Annotated in this window: 16 protein-coding genes; 7 read left to right on the top strand and 9 right to left on the bottom strand. The window is 63.2% G+C overall.

The genetic code is table 11. From position 1 onward, the window contains the following. Positions 1-2 precede the first annotated feature (2 nt). The 5 genes from ACQY4S_RS05770 to ACQY4S_RS05750 all read right to left on the bottom strand — a co-directional run bounded on the left by ACQY4S_RS05770 (position 3) and on the right by ACQY4S_RS05750 (position 3,229). Complete coding sequence (locus tag ACQY4S_RS05770; protein ID WP_428484236.1) at positions 3-299, bottom strand: hypothetical protein; 297 nt, start codon at positions 297-299, stop codon at positions 3-5. Then, a complete protein-coding gene (locus tag ACQY4S_RS05765; protein WP_428484235.1) occupies positions 296-661 on the bottom strand; it encodes a hypothetical protein in 366 nt (121 codons plus the stop codon). The genes ACQY4S_RS05770 and ACQY4S_RS05765 overlap by 4 nt, the downstream gene beginning before the upstream one ends. Positions 662-1,005: 344 nt before the next feature. Further along, a complete protein-coding gene (locus tag ACQY4S_RS05760) occupies positions 1,006-1,518 on the bottom strand; it encodes a metallophosphoesterase family protein (RefSeq protein ID WP_428484234.1) in 513 nt (170 codons plus the stop codon). A 141-nt stretch (positions 1,519-1,659) separates the two neighbouring features. Beyond that, positions 1,660-3,003, bottom strand: a complete 1,344-nt coding sequence (locus tag ACQY4S_RS05755; protein ID WP_428484233.1) for an ABC transporter substrate-binding protein — start codon at positions 3,001-3,003, stop codon at positions 1,660-1,662. 22 nt (positions 3,004-3,025) lie between these two features. Then, positions 3,026-3,229 carry a hypothetical protein gene (locus ACQY4S_RS05750; RefSeq protein WP_428484232.1) on the bottom strand — a complete coding sequence of 68 codons (204 nt, stop codon included), beginning with the start codon at positions 3,227-3,229 and terminating at the stop codon, positions 3,026-3,028. Between the two features lie 39 nt (positions 3,230-3,268). Between ACQY4S_RS05750 and ACQY4S_RS05745 the strand changes: the two genes are divergently transcribed. Then, complete coding sequence (locus ACQY4S_RS05745) at positions 3,269-4,219, top strand: LLM class F420-dependent oxidoreductase (protein ID WP_428484231.1); 951 nt, start codon at positions 3,269-3,271, stop codon at positions 4,217-4,219. Positions 4,220-4,240: 21 nt separating this feature from the next. Beyond that, positions 4,241-5,725 (top strand): tetratricopeptide repeat protein, encoded by a 1,485-nt coding sequence (locus ACQY4S_RS05740; RefSeq protein WP_428484230.1) that lies wholly within the window; start codon positions 4,241-4,243, stop codon positions 5,723-5,725. 35 nt (positions 5,726-5,760) lie between these two features. Here the strand turns inward: ACQY4S_RS05740 and ACQY4S_RS05735 are convergent, their stop codons facing one another. The 4 genes from ACQY4S_RS05735 to thiL form a co-directional block, all read right to left on the bottom strand. Continuing rightward, on the bottom strand, positions 5,761-6,165 hold the full coding sequence (locus ACQY4S_RS05735) for a hypothetical protein (RefSeq protein WP_428484229.1): 405 nt from the start codon (positions 6,163-6,165) through the stop codon (positions 5,761-5,763). Positions 6,166-6,194: 29 nt separating this feature from the next. Continuing rightward, positions 6,195-6,608: a hypothetical protein gene (locus ACQY4S_RS05730; RefSeq protein WP_428484228.1), complete on the bottom strand. Its 414-nt coding sequence runs from the start codon at positions 6,606-6,608 to the stop codon at positions 6,195-6,197. Positions 6,609-6,671: 63 nt separating this feature from the next. Further along, positions 6,672-7,838, bottom strand: coding sequence for an MFS transporter (locus tag ACQY4S_RS05725; RefSeq protein ID WP_428484227.1), 1,167 nt, complete (start codon positions 7,836-7,838; stop codon positions 6,672-6,674). Between the two features lie 21 nt (positions 7,839-7,859). Further along, the gene (gene thiL / locus ACQY4S_RS05720; protein WP_428484226.1) at positions 7,860-8,810 is read right to left on the bottom strand and encodes a thiamine-phosphate kinase; all 951 of its coding nucleotides are present in this window, start codon (positions 8,808-8,810) and stop codon (positions 7,860-7,862) included. 202 nt (positions 8,811-9,012) lie between these two features. Between thiL and ACQY4S_RS05715 the strand changes: the two genes are divergently transcribed. The 5 genes from ACQY4S_RS05715 to ACQY4S_RS05695 all read left to right on the top strand — a co-directional run bounded on the left by ACQY4S_RS05715 (position 9,013) and on the right by ACQY4S_RS05695 (position 17,956). Beyond that, positions 9,013-10,608 carry a hypothetical protein gene (locus ACQY4S_RS05715; RefSeq protein ID WP_428484225.1) on the top strand — a complete coding sequence of 532 codons (1,596 nt, stop codon included), beginning with the start codon at positions 9,013-9,015 and terminating at the stop codon, positions 10,606-10,608. Between the two features lie 264 nt (positions 10,609-10,872). Next, the gene (locus ACQY4S_RS05710) at positions 10,873-12,171 is read left to right on the top strand and encodes an efflux RND transporter periplasmic adaptor subunit (protein WP_428484224.1); all 1,299 of its coding nucleotides are present in this window, start codon (positions 10,873-10,875) and stop codon (positions 12,169-12,171) included. A gap of 68 nt (positions 12,172-12,239) precedes the next feature. Then, on the top strand, positions 12,240-15,413 hold the full coding sequence (locus ACQY4S_RS05705) for an efflux RND transporter permease subunit (RefSeq protein ID WP_428484223.1): 3,174 nt from the start codon (positions 12,240-12,242) through the stop codon (positions 15,411-15,413). Positions 15,414-15,415: 2 nt separating this feature from the next. Continuing rightward, a complete protein-coding gene (locus ACQY4S_RS05700) occupies positions 15,416-16,933 on the top strand; it encodes an efflux transporter outer membrane subunit (RefSeq protein ID WP_428484222.1) in 1,518 nt (505 codons plus the stop codon). Positions 16,934-17,098: 165 nt separating this feature from the next. After that, positions 17,099-17,956 (top strand): branched-chain amino acid ABC transporter permease, encoded by an 858-nt coding sequence (locus ACQY4S_RS05695; RefSeq protein WP_428484221.1) that lies wholly within the window; start codon positions 17,099-17,101, stop codon positions 17,954-17,956. Positions 17,957-17,997 lie beyond the last annotated feature (41 nt).

The raw sequence follows: 17,997 nt of genomic DNA, 5'->3' as shown, positions 1-17,997 counted from the left end.
CATTACCCCTGCTTGGGCGGGTTGGCGACCAGATGAACGCGGGACGGGCGCTGCAAGTACGTAACGGATGCAAACGCGCCCAACCACGATCCGGCCGCGGCGAATCCGACATAGACCCAGTTTTCGGTGTAGCTGATCACGGCGTAGGAAGAGAGCAAGTACCAGACACTGCTCCAGGTTGCCGCGGGCACGCGCCGGCGCGCCGCCACGGCGGAAGTGAACATCACATAGACCGCATCGGTCGCGGCGGTAGCCAGCACAACACCGCCGGCGATGAATGGGTCAATCGTCAGGATCATGCGACATTCGCCGCGCAAACTGGGGGCGTCCGCACGGTTGGCGCAGCAGCCGCGAGAGTGTCCCGCCGGTGCCGCGACAGCGGCGGATCGATGCGCTGGCGGTTGATCGTCTGCTTGACGCGCTTGGCGGCGACCTTCTTCGCGACAACGCGGCGGTCCCAGTCCTCGATATAGATCGCCCCCCAGGGGCCGAGGTCCAGGATCGTGGCGTACCAGTCGATCGCCAGCGGCAGCATCGGTTCGCCGAACAGGTCGCAGACCTCTCGATTCGTGCCGATGCCGCGCTCGTCGAGAGCGCGTGCGGCTCCGACAGTCGACCAGAGACCTGCGACGCCTGCGCCGAGAACGATGATGCGCTGCATGTCGCTCCTACTGTAACGCGTCGAGTCTCCGGATCTGGAGCATGTGGCCTGTCCGCCACATGCGGAAGGGCGGAGGAACGCTCAAGGCTTGGCTCCAGGTCCGATGGTCCCGTCGCGGGTTGAGTGGACGTTGCCTGAACGGCGAGTTCAATATTCCGAGGGTGATCGGCTCAGCCAGCGAAGTCAACGGGACCCGCGGGTGCAGGTGGTTCAGCCAAAAGCTGCTGCCGGCGGCGCCGTAGACGCATGGCATTGCGGAATTCGGCTGGGTTCGATTGTACTTCGTTGCGCATTCCAGTGTCGCCAGCGGCCTCTTGCGGTTTCCAGGATTTATGCTTCGAGCATCACATGGCGTGGCCTGGGGAACGGCGGCCGCGTAGCCGGTCAAGCGTTATTGGCCGGAACGACCATGCATCGACGCCAACATCGGTCTGTCGCGGCAGCGGCTTCAGTCGGCCATGGCTGTGGCCGTGCAGGTTCAGCGCCCCCTTCGCCATGCCGTTCCAGGTGCGGAACGCGTAGTGACATAGTACCAGCCGTGTCTGGTTGACGATGAGCTCGATATAGGACTGGGTGCTGCGCCATTGCGGCAAGGCCACGATCTCCGGCGCATCGTTGTTGCCGGTCACCAGGTGCTTGCGTCCATTCAGGGTGCGTAGCAGATCTGTTGCGGTGGCGACACTGGTGCGAAGCGCAAAATCGCCGAGGTGCCAGACATCGTCGTCCGGCCCGACCGTTTCATTCCAGCGTCCAATCATCGCCGCGTTCATCTCGGCCACCGACCCAAAGGGGCGCTGATAGAGCGACAAGGCGCCGGCGTGGCCGAAATGGGTGTCGGCAGTGAAGAATACTGTCATGCCGTGGTTGGGCAGGCAGCGCCTTTAGCGGACGAAGGTGCGGCACCAAGGCCTTGTTCAGCCATGGCGCCGGCGCTTGACCGGCGAATGGGCTGCCTCCCGCAAGGTCGAAGCAGCCCAAGCGCCTGTGATCCGGGTTCGCTAGCGGGTAAAGCCATCCAGTTCGTCCTGCGTCCAGGACACGACCTGCGGGATCGTCTGGCCCTCACGCAGGCGGGCCATCATCTGGTTGTGGATACCGCGGTTGTAGATCTGCACCGCGACGTCGGGCGACGCTTCGGACGCGGTGAGCGACGGCTTCTGTCCGCTGGACGGCCGGACCGGATAGTTGAACACGGTGCCTTTCGGCGGCCCGACTTCCTCCCAGATCTTGAAGTCGGTCATCTTGGCATACGGTGGCAGATCGTAGCCCTCGCTGGAGACGTCGCGGGCCTCCACATTGTCCCGCTGCATCAGGAACTCGATCAGGTCCTTGCCGGCGGTCTTGTTCTTGCTGAAATTGTAGACGCCCCAGAAGTAGCATTGTGACGGCACGAAGCGTCCCTTCGGGCCTGAGGGCGCCGGGAACGTCCAGCAATCTGCCGCGACGTCCGGCGCGTCGCGCTTGGCGACCGCCCAGGCGGACGGCGGGTTGAAGATCAACGCGGACTTGCCCGAGATCAGCGCGCGGTTGTTGGAGGCGTCGTCGTAGCTGACCGCATCGGCGGGATAGAATTTCACCAGCCGCTGCGCGAACTCCATGGCCTGGCGGGTGCCGTCCGACTTGAGTTGCGACTTGCCCTCGGCGTCGATCAGCGTGCCGCCAAAGGCGGCGAACAGCGCGCCGTGCATGTCGGTGCCATCGGAGTTCAGCCCGCCGCCCATGCCCAGGCCAAACGTCATGTTGTCCTTGACCGCAAGCTCGGCGAATTTCAGGAAAGACTCCCAGGTCCAACTGTCCTGCAGCGCGTTGTTTTCCGCCTTGACGGGATACATCGCCTGGATGTCGAGGCCATGCTTCTTGAACCAACTGATGCGGGCGCAGGGCGGTTTGACCTGCGTGCCGCTGCTGGACGGGACGGAGGCCCAGTGCCCCTTGTATTTGCCGAGATAGGTGCTGACGCTGTTCACGTCGCCGTTGGCCGCGATCAGACGTTGCATGACATCGTCCACAGGCTCCAGCGAGTCAGCGTAATTTTGTGCGTCCCAACTGACGAACGTCATCACGTCGTGGCCGGCCTTGGCCTGAGTTTCGGCGGCGGGCGTGAGCGCAAGCTTGCCGCCCGTCGAGGTGATGAAGTCGGCGGTGACGTCGACCTTGCTCTTGGCGGCCCAGGCATCAACCTGCTTTTTCATGACGGTATTGGCGCCTGGAACCCAATGGTCCCAGAAGCCAATGTTCAAGCTGCCCGCGGCGCCGGCGGTTCTGATATGTACCAGTGGCAGTGTAGCGGCGGCGGCACCCAGTTTAACGGCACGGCGACGCGAGATCATTCGGTTTGGCATGGAAGACTCCCAGTAGGACGCATTAGCCTTGTTTCGTTAAAACACCTTTTTCCGGGTGTTCTTTCGATCTACCAAAAGCAGCAACGGTTGGGGACTCAAATTCGGCTGTGGAGCCGGTATCGTTCACATTTTCAGTGGTTATCAACGCCGCACCCTTGGTGGCAAGCATCGACATGCCGGCCCATTGGCAACCAGACGGCGCCTTGGTTGACAGCAGCCCATGCACCCGGCCTGCTTATTTCAAAGCGACAAGAGGAGAAACGCCATGCAAATTGGATTCAACCTGCCGGTCAGCGGGCCGATGGCCACCGCCGAGGTGATGGCGAACACCGCGCAACTCGGCGAAGCGCTTGGCTTTGACTACCTGACGTTGACCGATCACGTGGCGCTGCCCGACACCAGCGCGCCTGGCTATCCCTACTCCACCACCGGGGAATTCTACTCGCCGGATCCCGGCCATCGGATGGAACAGTTGACCGCCGCTGCCTGGGTTGCGGCGAAGACCAGCAAGATCCGGCTGGTGCTCGCGGTCATGGTCGTGCCGCACCGCCCTGCCGTGCTGGCATCGAAAATGTTGGCCACGATCGATGTGCTGTCTGGCGGCCGGCTTGTCGTCGGCATCGGCGCCGGCTGGCTGAAGGTCGAGATCGAGGCGGTGGCGACCACACCATTCGCCGATCGCGGTGCCGTTACTGACGAGTACATGGACGCAATGCGGACGATCTGGACGCAGGAAAAGCCGGGCTTCCACGGCAAGCATGTTCATATTGATGGCCTGCTGATCGACCCGAAGCCGGTGCAGAAGCCACATCCGCCGATCTGGGTGGGCGGCGAGAGCGGACCATCCATGAGGCGAGCGGCGCGCATCGGCGACGCCTGGTATCCGATCGGCAGCAACAACGCGCATCTGCTGGACACGCTTCCCCGCCTGCAAGCCGGCATCGGCCGGCTGCGGGACCTGACCGAGGCAGCCGGCCGTGATCCAAATGCCATCGGCGTTACCTATCGCGTCAAGCGCCATGGCCAGCCCGCACCGTCGGCGACTGATGGCAATCGAAAGTTGTTCACCGGCACCGTCGCCAACACGATCGAGGACATTGCTACCCTGGAGGCGATCGGCGTGACGGCGCTGGATTTCGACTTTGAAGGCTCGGACGCGGTGAAATCGACAGCGGATATGAAAAAATTCCGGGATGAGGTCTTGTCCAGACTATAAGCCTACACAACCTGCGGATGTATGAACCTAGACGCATCTCTCGTTGAACATAAACGAGGTTTCGACCTCCATCTCCAGGGCCGGCCAAGCGAAGCGGAGCCGTTCTATCGAAAGGCCGTGCAGCTTGATCCGGAGTTGAAGGAAGCCTGGATGAACCTGGGCCTGGTCGCCCTGTCCCTGGGCAAGGCCGAGGAGGCACAGCAGTGTCAGCGGGAGGCACTGCGCCTCGATCCGGACATGGCTGATGCGCATAACAACCTGGGCATGGTCCACTACAGCCTGGGTCGCATGGCGGAGGCTGAAAGCTGCTTTCGGGCCGCGCTACGGCTGCATCCGGAGCATGCCAATGCAACGCTGAACCTTGGGTCGGTGCGCCAGATCGGCAATGATGTGGAGGAGGCGGAAGGCTTGTTCCGTTGCGCCTTGGCACTCGGTGTCGATCCGGCGCGGGCGAACAGCAACCTGTCGCTGGCGCTGATGGAGCAGGTCCGGCCGGAAGAGGCGGAAACCTGCTGCCGCGAAGCGCTGGACATGCGGCCGGACTATCCAGAGGCACGCGCCAACCTCGCGTTGGCCCTGCTGATGATGGGCCGGCTGGAGGAGGGCTGGCAGGCTTATGAATCGCGGTGGCATGTCGAGGCGATGGCCGCACCGCCGCCGACCTTGCCGCGGCCGCGCTGGACCGGGCAGGCGCTGAACGGCGAGACGGTCCTGCTGTATGCCGAGCAGGGCTTCGGCGACACGCTGCAATTCTGCCGCTATGCGTCAATGGTCGCCGCGGCCGGAGGTCGTGTCGTGCTGGTCGTGCCAAAGCCGCTCGGCCGGCTGATGACGACGCTGGAAGGCGTTGCCCAGGTGCTTTCGGAGGACGATGCATTCGTTCCACCATTTGATTACCATTGTCCTCTGCTCAGTCTGCCTTTCGCGTTCGGCACGACGATGGAGACGATTCCGGCCGCAACTCCATATTTGCATGCCGATCCATCCGTGTGGGCCGAGGCCCTGGGCGCGCTACCCGGGCTGAAGGTCGGGCTGGTATGGGCCGGAAAATCACGCATCGAGCAGCCGCATGCGGTGGCGATCGACAGGCGCCGGTCGATGCGGCTGGTTGACATGGCACCGCTGTTCGCGGTGGCGGGCGTCAGCTTTGTATCACTGCAGCTCGGGCCTCCGGCAGGCCAGATGCGGCGGCCGCCCGGCGAGATCGTGTTGCACGACTTTTCCGACCGCCTCGGGGATTGGGCGGACACGGCGGACCTAATCGCGGGGCTCGATCTGGTGATCGCGGTGGATACGGCGGTGGTGCACCTGGCGGGCGCGCTGGGCAAGCCGGTATGGATGCTGAACCGCTTCGACTCGTGCTGGCGCTGGTTTATTGGGCGGGATGACACGCCTTGGTACCCGACGATGCGACTGTTCCGGCAGACACGGCGTGGCGACTGGGCGGGTGTGATCGAGCGAGTGCGGGTGGCGTTACAAGACCTTGTGGCGGCCGGCCGGCGCTGAACGATATCTCACCAAAGTCTCGATCTATCGGCCGGTCAGCGCAAGGTGTGCGCCAGCGCCGGCTTGCGGGGCGGTGGATCGGACAGCCGACGCGGCCTGTCCAGGGCGTCTTTGCCGACAAAGAGGAGTCGTCTTCGGAATGCCGCTGGACTTTCGACCGTCAGGATTGCCTTGACCGATTCCAAGCCCCCGGCAAAGAAGGCGCGTCTCAACGGGCGACCATGGTCCGCCACCCATGCCGGCAGATCAAGTCCGTAAGTCGCGGAAAGATGTTCCGCCGTTGCGGCCAGGTAGGCATCCTTGATGTCTTCGATGAGCTCCGGCTGATCCTGTAACGATACCGGGCGGGTCACTGGGTCGGCGTAGAATTCGTCCAGAAATTCTCGTAGTGCCGGGTCGAAGAACTGCTGGTTGGCTAGCACGCGGCGGGACAGGTCCAACAGCGTTTTGGGCCGTGGCGATTGGATTTTCATGTTGGTCTGTTTCCGTCGCATGCCTCAGCGTGATTGGCATGGGGAGCGGTCTCCTGCATTGCCGAAAATATCTCATCAAGGCCGAACTGCACCTTGGGCAGGAGGACGGACCGCGGGTAGAACGACGATACCAAGGCAATTGCCTCCTCTACGTTCCGGATGCCGATCTCGACGGCAAGGTGGCGAATGTGCTCGATATCCCTGTTCGCATCCACTCCGCCAAGCCACATCGCTCGGCACTTCATGGCGAAGAGGTATTCTGGCCTTGGAACCAACAGGCGCAAGCCGGGTTCGGCCTCCGCCCAGGCTGCACGGCCTGATTCGGCGAAGGCGTCCAATAGAGCCGGCCGGTTAAACGGTGCGTTCCGCACAGCAGCCACTCCATCAATATCGTCCGGGATGAGGTCCACAGGAGAACAACATAGACCAGGTTGGGCGCGATTACACGGACTGGGATATGCTCGTCTGGACGCCTACGCCACTGCCATCCGTGACCGGGCCACCCAGTGCCAACCCACCACCGCGAAGGCGATCAGCACCGGGGGCACCACGGTCAGGTTCAGCACGGCCCAGCCGTTGGTCGCCTCGATCGCCCCCGACGTCACCGCCGTCATCGCCACGCTGCCGAACACGATGAAGTCGTGCGTGGCCTGGACCCGAACCCGCTCCTCGGCCGAATAGGCGGAGGTCAGCAGCGTTGTGCCGCCGACGAACATGAAGTTCCAACCCACCCCCAGCAGCGCCAGCGCAACCATGAACGTGCCGAACAGCGGCAGGTAGGACAGGTTCACGAACACGCAGGCCAAGGTCAGCAGGCCGCCGAGCAGAATGATCTGGTGCACCCCGAACTTCTGGATCAGCCGTCCAGTGAAGAAGCCCGGGGCGAACATCGCGATGGAATGGGCGCGGATGACGTCCGCGCTCGCCGCCACACCGAAACCGCACATCATCATCTGCAGCGGTGTCGAGGCCATGACCAGGTTCATTGTTCCATAGCCGACCAAGGAACTGACGACCGCCGCGACAAAGTAAGGCCGGGCGATGATGCTGCGGAATGGTATGGGCAGGCTGACCTTCTTTTCCGCCGGGGGTACCCGTACGAAGCATAGCAGGATCGCCGTCAGCACCGGCAGCACGGGTAGATACAGATACGTTGCCAAAAAGGTGTAGCCGGTGATCAGCGCGTTGGTGCGCTTGACCATCTCCGGCCCGATGATCGCGGCGATCAAGCCGCCTGTCAGCACCAGGGAGATCGCCCGCGCCTTGGCATGCGGATCGGCCACCTCGGCCGCGGCGAAGCGCAGATGCTGAGAAATGCCAAAGCCGATGCCGGCGGGGATCGCGCCGAGGCAGTAGATCACGAAACTGCCGGTGTAGATGCCGGTGGCGAAGGTCAGGCTGCCGCTCAGCATGATGGCGCAGCCCAGCCAGAAGCCGCCGCGGCGGCCGAGGCGGGGAAAGGCATAGCCGGCGATCACCGAGGCACTCATGACCGCGACCATCTGGATGGCCATGGGCAGCGTGTTCAGCGCGGAGCCGGACAATTTGAACCCGACCAGGGACGCCATGATCGCCTGGCCGGCCATGACAGCGTTCATCAGCGCCTGACAGGCGAACAGCAGCCACACGTTCTTGTTCATTTATCCGACGTCCGTTCCCGCCTAAAAGTGGCTCCAGCCGCCTCTGTTCAAAGCAAGAGGTTCTCCATTGGCCGTACGTATAATGACCTCCGCCGGACCGGAGTGGAAGCGCCCGATGCGGGTAACAGGGATGCCGGCAGTGGAGGCGGCGTGGTACAGGGCGGCTTCGCGGTTTGGTGGAACGGCCAGCAGCAATTCGTAATCGTCCCCGCCGGTCAGGCAGGTTTCGAGCCAAGCCGGTCCAGCGGCGCGGGCGGCGTCGGATAACGGGACCAGGTCAGCGGTGATCTCGGCCGCCAGATCGCTGGCCTGGCAGATATGGCCGAGGTCCTGCACCAGCCCGTCCGACACATCCATGCCGGCGGAGGCGATGCCGGCCAGTGTCAGGCCAACCCGGGGTTGAGGCAGGCGGTAGCGGTCGAGCAGGTGACCTGAAGGGTCGGAGAGACGGCCGCGGGCCACCGCCAGACCAAGCGCGCCGTCGCCGATCGTGCCGGTGACAAAGATGCCGTCGTCATCGCGCGCGCCCGAGCGACGGATGGCGGTGTCCGGCGCAACGTGACCAATCAGCGTCAGTGACAACGAGACAGGCCCAGGCGTGGACGTCGTGTCACCGCCCAGCAGGCTGACACCATAGGTCGCCTGATCGGCTGCCAGCCCGGCGGCAAAGCCCGCGAACCAGGCCTCCGGCGTGTCCCGCGGCGTTGAGACGGTCATCAGATAGGCCAGCGGCACCGCCCCCTTGGCGGCGAGGTCCGACAGGTTCACCCGCAGCAGCTTGCGGCCGACAAGGTCCGGCGGGTCGTCCGGCAGGAAATGCACCCCGGCCACCATCGCATCCGCTGTCAACACCAACTCCCGTTCGGCTGGTGGTGTAAGCAGGGCCGCGTCGTCCTTCAGATCCAAGGCACCAGCGGCCGCCAGCGGCCGGAAATGACGGGCGATGAGGGAGAATTCGGCGGGGATAATCATTGCATTTCCGCTTTGTTCGTGGCGATAGGGGGATAACAACAGCCGGCCGTAATCTCGCTATGATCTATAAACAAATTTCAGCCGTTGCTGAAATCCGCTGTGGATTGACTTCCTGCTTGCGCACCGACCTGCAACAGCGCCACGACAAGAGCAAACCTGCGGTGCGCGGTGTCTTGTGGCTTTGCATGGCGCCAACCTGGCCATGAAGTCCCTGTCGCGGGCGGCGGAGGTGCAGGCCGCGGGGCTGGATGGCAGGCTTGACGTCCCCGTCTCCGCCCTGCGCCGTGCGACGTGGTGGGCAAGTCTGATCGGCCTTTGCGTGCTGCTGGTCGTGCCGCTGATGGTTGTCGATGTGCCACCCTTGTCGGATTACCCAAACCATCTGGCACGCGCCTTCGTCCTTCAGGCACTGCCGAATGATCCTGTCATCGCGACATTCTTCGCGCCCCGTTGGGCCATCATTCCTAATCTGGCGATCGACCTGATCGCGCCGCCGCTGATCCGGGTGCTCCCGGTGCATGATGTCGGGCGGCTGCTGATCGCAGCGTCAGTGCTGCTGCCGGTGCTGGGAACGGTCGCATACAGTGCCGCCCTCGGCGGCCGCTGGTGGAGCCTTGCCGTCGGGTTGATTGCTTACAATGGCACCCTGCTGGAAGGATTTTTGAACTTCAGCCTGTCCATCGGACTGGCTCTGCTGCTGGCCGCTGCCTGGCTTCGCTGGCGGGAGAGCCATCCGGTTCGCACGATCCTCCTGAGTGTCATGGGAGCCGCTGGTCTGTTCGTCTGTCATCTGATGGGACTGCTGTTCTTCGCGCTTCTGGTTGCCTCGGCCGAGGTTTCCCGCGTGCCGCGAGATCGTCCGACGCCACGGGTCCTGCTCCGTTCGGCAGTCAGCCGCGGTTCAGTCCTGCTCCTGATCCTTGCCGAACCCGCTGGGTTATATGCCGCTTCCCCGCTCGGCCGCCTGGGCGGCGATGCGGTGTTTCCGTCCGCGTCCCAGAAGCTGGTTCATCTGCTGGCGCCATTCACCAACTACAGCCTGGCGCTGGATGTCTGCACCGCCCTGGTCGTAGTGGCCTTCATGTTTTTGTGCCTGCTGCTGCGGCGAGGACGGATGCCTGGACCGGCGGCGATCGCGGCGTGCATCAGCCTGGTTGCCTATCTGGCATCGCCGTACGCGTGGAAAGGCACGTATCAACTGGATACGCGCTTCGCCATCATGCTGGGCTTCATGCTGTTCGCCGGCTTTGTGCCGTTGCGCTGGCCCGTCTGGCTGTCCCACGCGGCCGTTGCGGCGGTGCTGCTGCTGTTCGTCGCCCGCATGGCGCTGCTGACAACCGCGTGGGCGCAACATCGTGCCGACCTTGCCGATCTGCGCCAGGCGCTCGTACCGGTGCTGCCGGGACAGGCGGTCTATGTGGCATCGGTCAGTCCGACCGACGCGCCGGCGTATTGGGCGCGCGCACCCTGGCCGAGGCATCTGTCCGATGGCGTTCAGACGGATACCCATCTCGGCGCCCTGGCGCTGATCGAGCGCCGCGCCTGGTGGCCGTTTGAGTTCGACATCCCGTCGCAGCAGCCGATCGAGACGCGGCAGCCTTATCGAGATCTGGCGGTACGCATCGGTGACCTGCCGAACCAAGCCACGCTGTTGAAGGCGGACCTGTGCGGCTTCGACGTGGTGCTATTGACGCAGGCGGACGCCGCGCCTGACCTGCCCGAGCAGCGCTTTCATCTGCTGGTCCGGGCAGGTTTCGCCGCGCTGTACGCGATTACCGATTGCCATCCAGCACAATGAGCGCGGCGCGGCTGGCGTTCCAGTTTCATCACAAGAACCACGGCGCGAAGGACAGGGCTTTTGCGGAACGCCGGCGAATTCGCTGACCCGCGGTTGATGAAGCAGCATTTTGAAGGACGAGAGTGACCTGCGAGGCGTGCCGAGCGCTGTTCCAGTGCAGTTGTGACATTTGTCCCAGGCTCGCCTCGCCGCCTGAAAAGACTGTTCGGCTGATACCGTAAACAGTATAGCCGAACAACCTGTTCGATGGATCAGCAACACCTAATGGACGACCTGAAGCCCGCGCAGGTCCCACCGACCAAGCGCTTGTCCAGCAAGACGCAGGTAACGGTGCTGCTATTGGTGGCGGTGCTGGTCGTTGCCGGATTTATCGCTGGGCCGACGGCACTCCACGTGCTGTTCGGGACGCCCCCGATCGAGAGGACGCAGGAGACGGCCGCGCAGGCAGGTGATGGCCGGTCGTTCAAGCCGACCGACCGACAATGGGCGACACTCAAGCTGCAACGTGTGGACGACCGGGTGTTTCAGGATGTGACGACGACCGACGGGAAGATCGCCATCGATGATGATCTGGTGACATCCGTCTTCTCGCCTTATTCGGGACACGTCACGAAGCTGATTGCCAAGCCGGGGGATGAGGTCGCACGTGGCGATCCGCTGTTCGCGATCCAGGCGACGGAACTGGCGCAAGGTCAAAACGACCTGATCAGTGCGGTGGCCACGCTGCGCACTGCCAAGGCGCAACTCACGCTGGCTCAGACCAACGAAAAACGCCAGCACGCGCTGTATCAGGCACAGGGTGCGGCGTTAAAGGATTGGCAACAAAGCCAGGTGGACTTGGCCAATGCCGAGGGCAATCTGTCCACCGCCGCGATCGCATTGTCCGCAGTCCGCAGTCGGCTGCGCATCTATGGCAAGAGCGACAGCGACATCAGCACGCTTGAGGCCACGCCGGATATCCTCAAGATCAATGCGGATACCTTTGTTCGTGCGCCGATCGCCGGCACCATTACGCAGCGCCAAATCGGGCTTGGCCAAAATATTGTTGGTGCATCTGCTTCATCGGGTGCGTCCAGCCCGGTTTATCAAATTGGCGATCTGAGCAAGGTCTGGCTCGTGGCCAATGCAAGGGAGGAAGACGCGCCGCTGCTGCACAAGGGTGATCGCGCGGAGGTCAGCGTGCTGGCGTTCCCCGGCCGCTCGTTCAATGCTCGTCTGACCTATGTCGCCCCGTCGATCGACTCCATCACGCATCGCCTGCCGGTGCGTGCCGAGGTTGAAAATCCAAAGCGCGAGCTGAAGCCGGAGATGCTGGCCGGGTTTCGCATCATTACCAGCGAGGACGCGACTGCCCCCGCGGTGCCGGAAAGCGCCTTGGTCTTCGAGGGATCGTCCGCGCACGTCTGGACCGCTGATCCGGCAACCAAGACGCTGGCCATCCAGCCGGTCAAGGTTGGGCGGTTGATGGGTGGCATGGCGGAAATCATGGAAGGTCTGACAGCCGGCGAAACCGTGGTGGTCGCCGGCGCCGTGTTTATCGATCGCGCCGCCGCCGGTGATTAAGGGACCCGTTACCGTAATGCGGGTGAAGGCGACCTGGGTTCGGCGATCGGACACGAACAGGTTTTCCGATGGATAGGCTCATCGTCCTGGCACTGAGGCAGCGTGTCCTGGTCGTCGTCATGCTGATTAGCGTTCTCGTTGGCGGTACTGTCGCGTTCATGAACCTGAACATCGAGGCCTATCCCGATCCGGTGCCGCCGCTGGTCGATATCATTGTCCAGAATCCCGGCCAGTCGGCCGAGGAGATGGAACGATATATGACCATCCCGGTCGAGATTCAGATGGCCGGCATCCCGCATGTCAATGCCATCCGCACTATCTCGCTGTTCGGCCTGTCCGATATCAAGGTGCAGTTCACCTACGACTTCACCTATCAGCAAGCCGAGCAATGGGTGATCAACCGGCTGGCGCAGTTGCCGCCGTTGCCGGGCGGGGTTACGCCGCAAATCTCCCCCAGCAGCCCGATTGGCGAAATCATGCGCTACCGCGTGATCGGACCACCGGGTTACTCCGTCACCGACCTGAAGACCATCCAGGACTGGATGCTGGAACGCCGCTTCAAGGCGGTTCCAGGTGTGATCGACGTGAACGGCTGGGGCGGCAAGACCAAGACCTTCGAGGTCGACATCAACCAGCCGAAACTGATTGGATATGGCCTGACCATTCCGCAGGTCATTGCCGCGATCAACAACGCCAACACCAATATCGGCGGCCAGACGGTGAATTTCGGCGATCAGGCGGCGGTGGTACGTGGCATCGGTCTGATCCACAGCGTTGATGAAATCGCCACGACCATGGTCGCGCAGAACAATGGCTCTCCTGTCCTGGTGCGCGACATCGGCAAGGTGACGGTATCCAATCTGCCGCGACTTGGCATCGCCGGGCAGGACAACGACGACGACATCGTCATGGGCATCGTGCTGATGCGGCGGGGCGCCGAAAGCCTGCCGACGATCAGGCGGGTGGAGGCGCTGATCGACAGCATCAACCACTCCACCATCTTGCCGCCTGGTGTTCACATAGAGCGTTTCTACGATCGTTCTGATCTGATCAAGGTGACCACCCACACCGTGCTGCACAACATGGTTGAGGGGATCTTGCTGATCTTTGTCCTGCAATGGGTGTTCCTGGGCAACCTGCGCAGCGCGCTGATCGTCTCGGCCACCATTCCGTTCGCGCTCGCCTTTGCCATCGGCCTGCTGCTGTTGCGCGGCGAGTCGGCGAACCTGCTTTCGGTGGGTGCGATCGACTTCGGACTGGTGGTCGACGCGACGGTCATCATGATGGAAAACATTGTCCGGCGCTTGTCGCAGCCCGCCGACCAGCGCTTTCATGGCTCGCCGACCCTAGGGCGCATGCGGTCCACGGTTGAACTGCGAGGCAAGTTCGCGGTGATTGCCAACTCGGCAACCGAGGTCAACAAGAGCATCTTCTTCTCGGCCGCGATCATCATTGCGGCCTTCGTCCCCTTGTTCACAATGAGCGGCATCGAGGGCCACATCTTCGGCCCGATGGCAACCACTTATGCCTATGCCATAGCCGGCGGCCTGATCGCCACCTTCACCATCACCCCGGCGCTGTCCGGCCTGTTGCTGAAGGACCATGAGACGGAAAAGGACACGATCCTCGTTCGCTTCATCCACCGGCTGTATGAACCCGTCGCGCGCTTTGCACTGGCCAACCGCATCTTCACCCTGGGCATGCTGGCGCTGATGCTGTTCCTGGCGTTCATGGCGCTGCGCACGCTCGGCCTTGAATTTCTGCCCAAACTGGAGGAAGGCAACCTTTGGATCCGCGCGACGATGCCGACGTCGTTGTCGCTTGAAGCCGGTGATGCGCCGGTCAACCGGATGCGGCGATTGATAAGAAGCTATCCGGAGGTCGTGACTGTCGTCTCTCAGCACGGCCGGCCGGATGACGGCACCGATGCCACCGGCTTCTTCAACGTCGAGTTCTTCGTGCCGCTAAAGCCCTTCGATGCATGGCCGCCCGGCATCGACAAGGAAAAGCTTGTCGATCAGATGACCAAGCGCTTCGCCGAGGAGTTTCCCGGCGTTGACTTCAACTTTTCCCAGTACATCGAGGACAACGTCGAGGAAGCCGCGTCCGGGGTGAAGGGCGAAAACTCGGTCAAGCTGTTCGGTGGCGATCTGAAAGTGCTGGAGCAGACCGCCAACAAGATCAAGGACGTGATGGCCAGCGTGCCTGGCATCAGCGACCTTGGCGTGTTTTCCTCGTTGGGCCAGCCGACGGTGCGGATCGATGTGGATCGTGCGCGGGCCGCTCGCTACGGCCTGGCGCCGGGCGACATCAACACCACGGTTCAAGCGGCCATCGGCGGACAGGCGGCGGGCAACGTGTATGAGGAAGGCTCGGACCGCAACTTCCCGATTATCGTCCGTCTCGCCCCCAAGTATCGCCAGAGCCTGGCGGCGATCCGCAATATCACGATCGGCGCGCCCAATCCGGGCGGCAGCGGCGTCGTGCAGATTCCGTTGACCGAGGTCGCCCGGGTGCAACTGACGTCCGGCGCGTCCTTTATCTATCGCGAAGGGCAGGAGCGCTATATCCCGATCAAGTTTAGCGTCCGCGGCCGGGATCTTGGCACGGTGGTGCTGGAAGCACAGAAGAAGGTCGACGAGGCGGTGGCTTTGCCAGGCGGTTATCACCTGGAATGGGTCGGGGAATTTGGCAGCCTGCAGGAAGCGATCGGCCGGCTGGAAGTGGTGGTGCCGTTGGCCATCGGCCTGATCTGCCTGCTGCTGTTTCTGAACTTTGGCTCGCTGATCGACATGGCGTTGGCGGCCAGCGTGATCCCGATGACGCTGATCGGAGGCATCCTGTCGCTCTGGATAACCGGGACGGCGTTCAGCGTCTCCGCCGCGATCGGTTTCGTGGCGCTTTTCGGCATTGCCGCGATGGATGGGATCATCGTGCTGACGTTCTATAACTCACTTATCGAAGGCGGTGCGGATCGTGCCGGGGCCATCGTTCGCACGTGCCAAGTGCAGATGCGGCCGGTGCTGATGACGTGCGTGGTCGCTGGCGTGGGGCTGCTGCCGGCGGCGCTGTCGAATGGCATCGGCTCGCAGGTGCAAAAGCCCCTGGCACTGGTTGTGGTCGGCGGCGTGATGCTGGCGCCTGTGCTGATCCTGATCATCCTTCCTGTCCTGATCGACGTGTTCTCTCGGCGATCCGCGCCCGAAGCAGGCGGGCAATCCAGTCTGAGGCCGGCGGAATGATCATGCGTCCGATCCTTTCGGCCGCTGCCATCGCGATGGCGTCATATCTGATCGTGGCCGGTCTGGTGGGCTGCGCGGTTGGTCCTGACTTCAAGGCTCCCGCGGCACCGGCCGTGACTGGGTTCACGCCGGAAAAGACCTTACCGGACACCGCTGGCACGAATGGTCCACACGGCGTGTCGCAGCATTTCATCACTGACATGGACATTCCGGCGCAGTGGTGGCGGGTATTCCACTCCGAGCCGTTGAACCGGCTGATTGAGCAGGCGATCGCGGCCAACCCGAACCTGGCCGCGGCCCAGGCGGCGCTGCGGCAGGCCCAGGAAAACGCTTACGCCCAGCGCGGGTCATATTTTCCGATCGTGACAGGGGCGTTCAACGCCAGCCGCAACCTGACGCCGACTGCCTCCGAGACGCCGTTCTCGATCACCGGCAGCCCGTATTACACGCTGATCACGCCACAGCTTAACGTGTCATTCGTGCCGGATGTATTCGGCGCCAATCGGCGCGCCGTCGAGTCGCTGACCGCGCTGGCGCGGAACGAGGAATTCCAGCTTGAAGCAACCTACCTCACGCTGACCGCAAATGTCGTGACTGGCGTGATCCAGGAAGCATCCCTGCGCGGCCAGATCGCCGCGACCCTCGAAACCGTGCGGGTGGAGAGCCGGTTGCTCAACATCCTGCGTCGCCAGCAGGTCTTGGGACAGGCGGCAGGGGCCGATGTCGCGGCGCAGGAAGCCGCATTGGCGCAGGCGCAACTGACGCTGCCGCCGTTGCAAAAGCAACTGGCGCAGCAACGCGACGCGCTGACCGTGCTGGCCGGCCACTTCCCCAGCGAGGCGATTGCCGCGACGTTCCAACTGGAAGACCTTGCTTTGCCGATCGATCTGCCGGTCAGCCTGCCCTCGAAGCTGGTACGGCAACGTCCGGATGTGCGCGCGGCGGAGGAAATGCTGCATTCGGCCAGCGCCTTGATTGGTCAGGCTGTCGCGGCTCGGCTGCCGCAGATCATTCTGACCGGCGATATTGGCAACAGCCCGACGGCAAGCGGCACATTCCTTGTGCCTGGGACGAATTTCTGGACCATCGCCGGCGGCATTACCACGCCGCTGTTTGATTTCGGCACGCTGCTGCACAAGCAGCGTGCCGCGCGGGCGGCGTTCGAGCAGGCCGGCGCACAGTATCGTGCCACGGTTCTCTCCGCCTTCCAGAACGTCACTGATGCGCTGCACGCCCTGCAGACGGACGCCAACGCCCTTGCGTCGGCCACCGCCGCGGGAAAAGCCGCTGCCCGCAGCCTGTCGATCGTGCAACGGCAACTTGCGCTGGGACAGGTCGCCTACCTGGCACTGCTGAATGCCCAAAACGCCTATCAGCAGGTTCGGCTGGCTTTGGTTCAGGCGGATGCAAACCGCCTGGCCGATACCGCTGCCTTGTTCCAGGCGCTTGGTGGCGGCTGGTGGAACCTGACGGATGACCAACTGGCGACCCAAGGCATATCCACCAGCCCAACACCCTGATAAAGACGATATTCAACAAGTCCGCCATTCCTGTGGCGCGTCCTGATCCGGGCATCCATCGGCGGCTGCGTCGGGCATTGGGGTCGATCCGCCCGCGGACTTGTCGACCGCCCGCCGATCCGGCAAGGTTTCGCCGCAAGGACAAGGTGCCAGGAGCGTGAAGGCGTGATTCTGCTGCAGGTTGTGGTCAGCGGCCTGCTGATGGGATCGGTCTACGCGCTGTTCTCTTCAGGCCTGACCCTGATCTGGGGCATGATGAACGTCGTCAACTTCGCCCACGGTGACTTCGTCATGCTGGCGATGTATGTCGCCTTCTATGCCTTTACCTTGCTGAAGCTGGGTCCCGTTTTCTTTATCCCAGGCGCCGCGGCGCTGATGTTCGTGCTGGGCGTGGTCGTCTATCTCGGCCTGGTGCGCCATGTGGCGAAGGGGCCAATGCTGGCGCAGATCCTGGGCACGTTCGGCTTGGCGCTGGTGCTGCGCTACACCGCGTTCTGGGCGTTCACCGCCAATTTCGTGTCGTTGCCCGGCACCTTGGTCGGTGGCACGTTCGACCTGGGCGGATTACGCATCGAGGCCTCCCGCCTGCTGGCCGGCGTCGTGGCGCTTGTCATTACAATTGGCATGCATCTTGTCCTGACCCGCACGGCGCTTGGCAGCCGATTGCTGGCGGTGGCGGAGGACCGCAACGCAGCCATGCTGATGGGTATCCGCCCGGATCGGATGCAGGCGATCGCCTGGGGCGTCGGCGCGGCGTCCGCCGGCGTGGCGGGCGCGCTGATTGCCATGTTCTTCTATATCTCTCCGACAGTTGGGGAATCACTGTCCTTGATCGCCTTTGTCGTGGTCTGCCTGGGCGGTTTCGGCAGTGTGCCGGGGGCGCTGATCGCTGGACTTGGAATCGGCACCATAGAGGCGCTGTCGGCCTACCTGATCGGCGCGGTTTATCAGGATGTGGTTGTCTATGCGCTGTTCCTGCTGGTCCTGTGGGTGCGCCCACAAGGCCTGCTGGGCACGAATTGACGATCCGTCCCCTGGGCCATCCCCTGGGCCGTCCCGTGGTC

Origin of the sequence: Rhodopila sp. (assembly GCF_965276935.1) — a bacterium.
Classification (GTDB): domain Bacteria; phylum Pseudomonadota; class Alphaproteobacteria; order Acetobacterales; family Acetobacteraceae; genus Rhodopila.
Note: the sequence above shows the minus strand (reverse complement) of the source record. Positions and strands in the feature narration are given on the sequence as shown.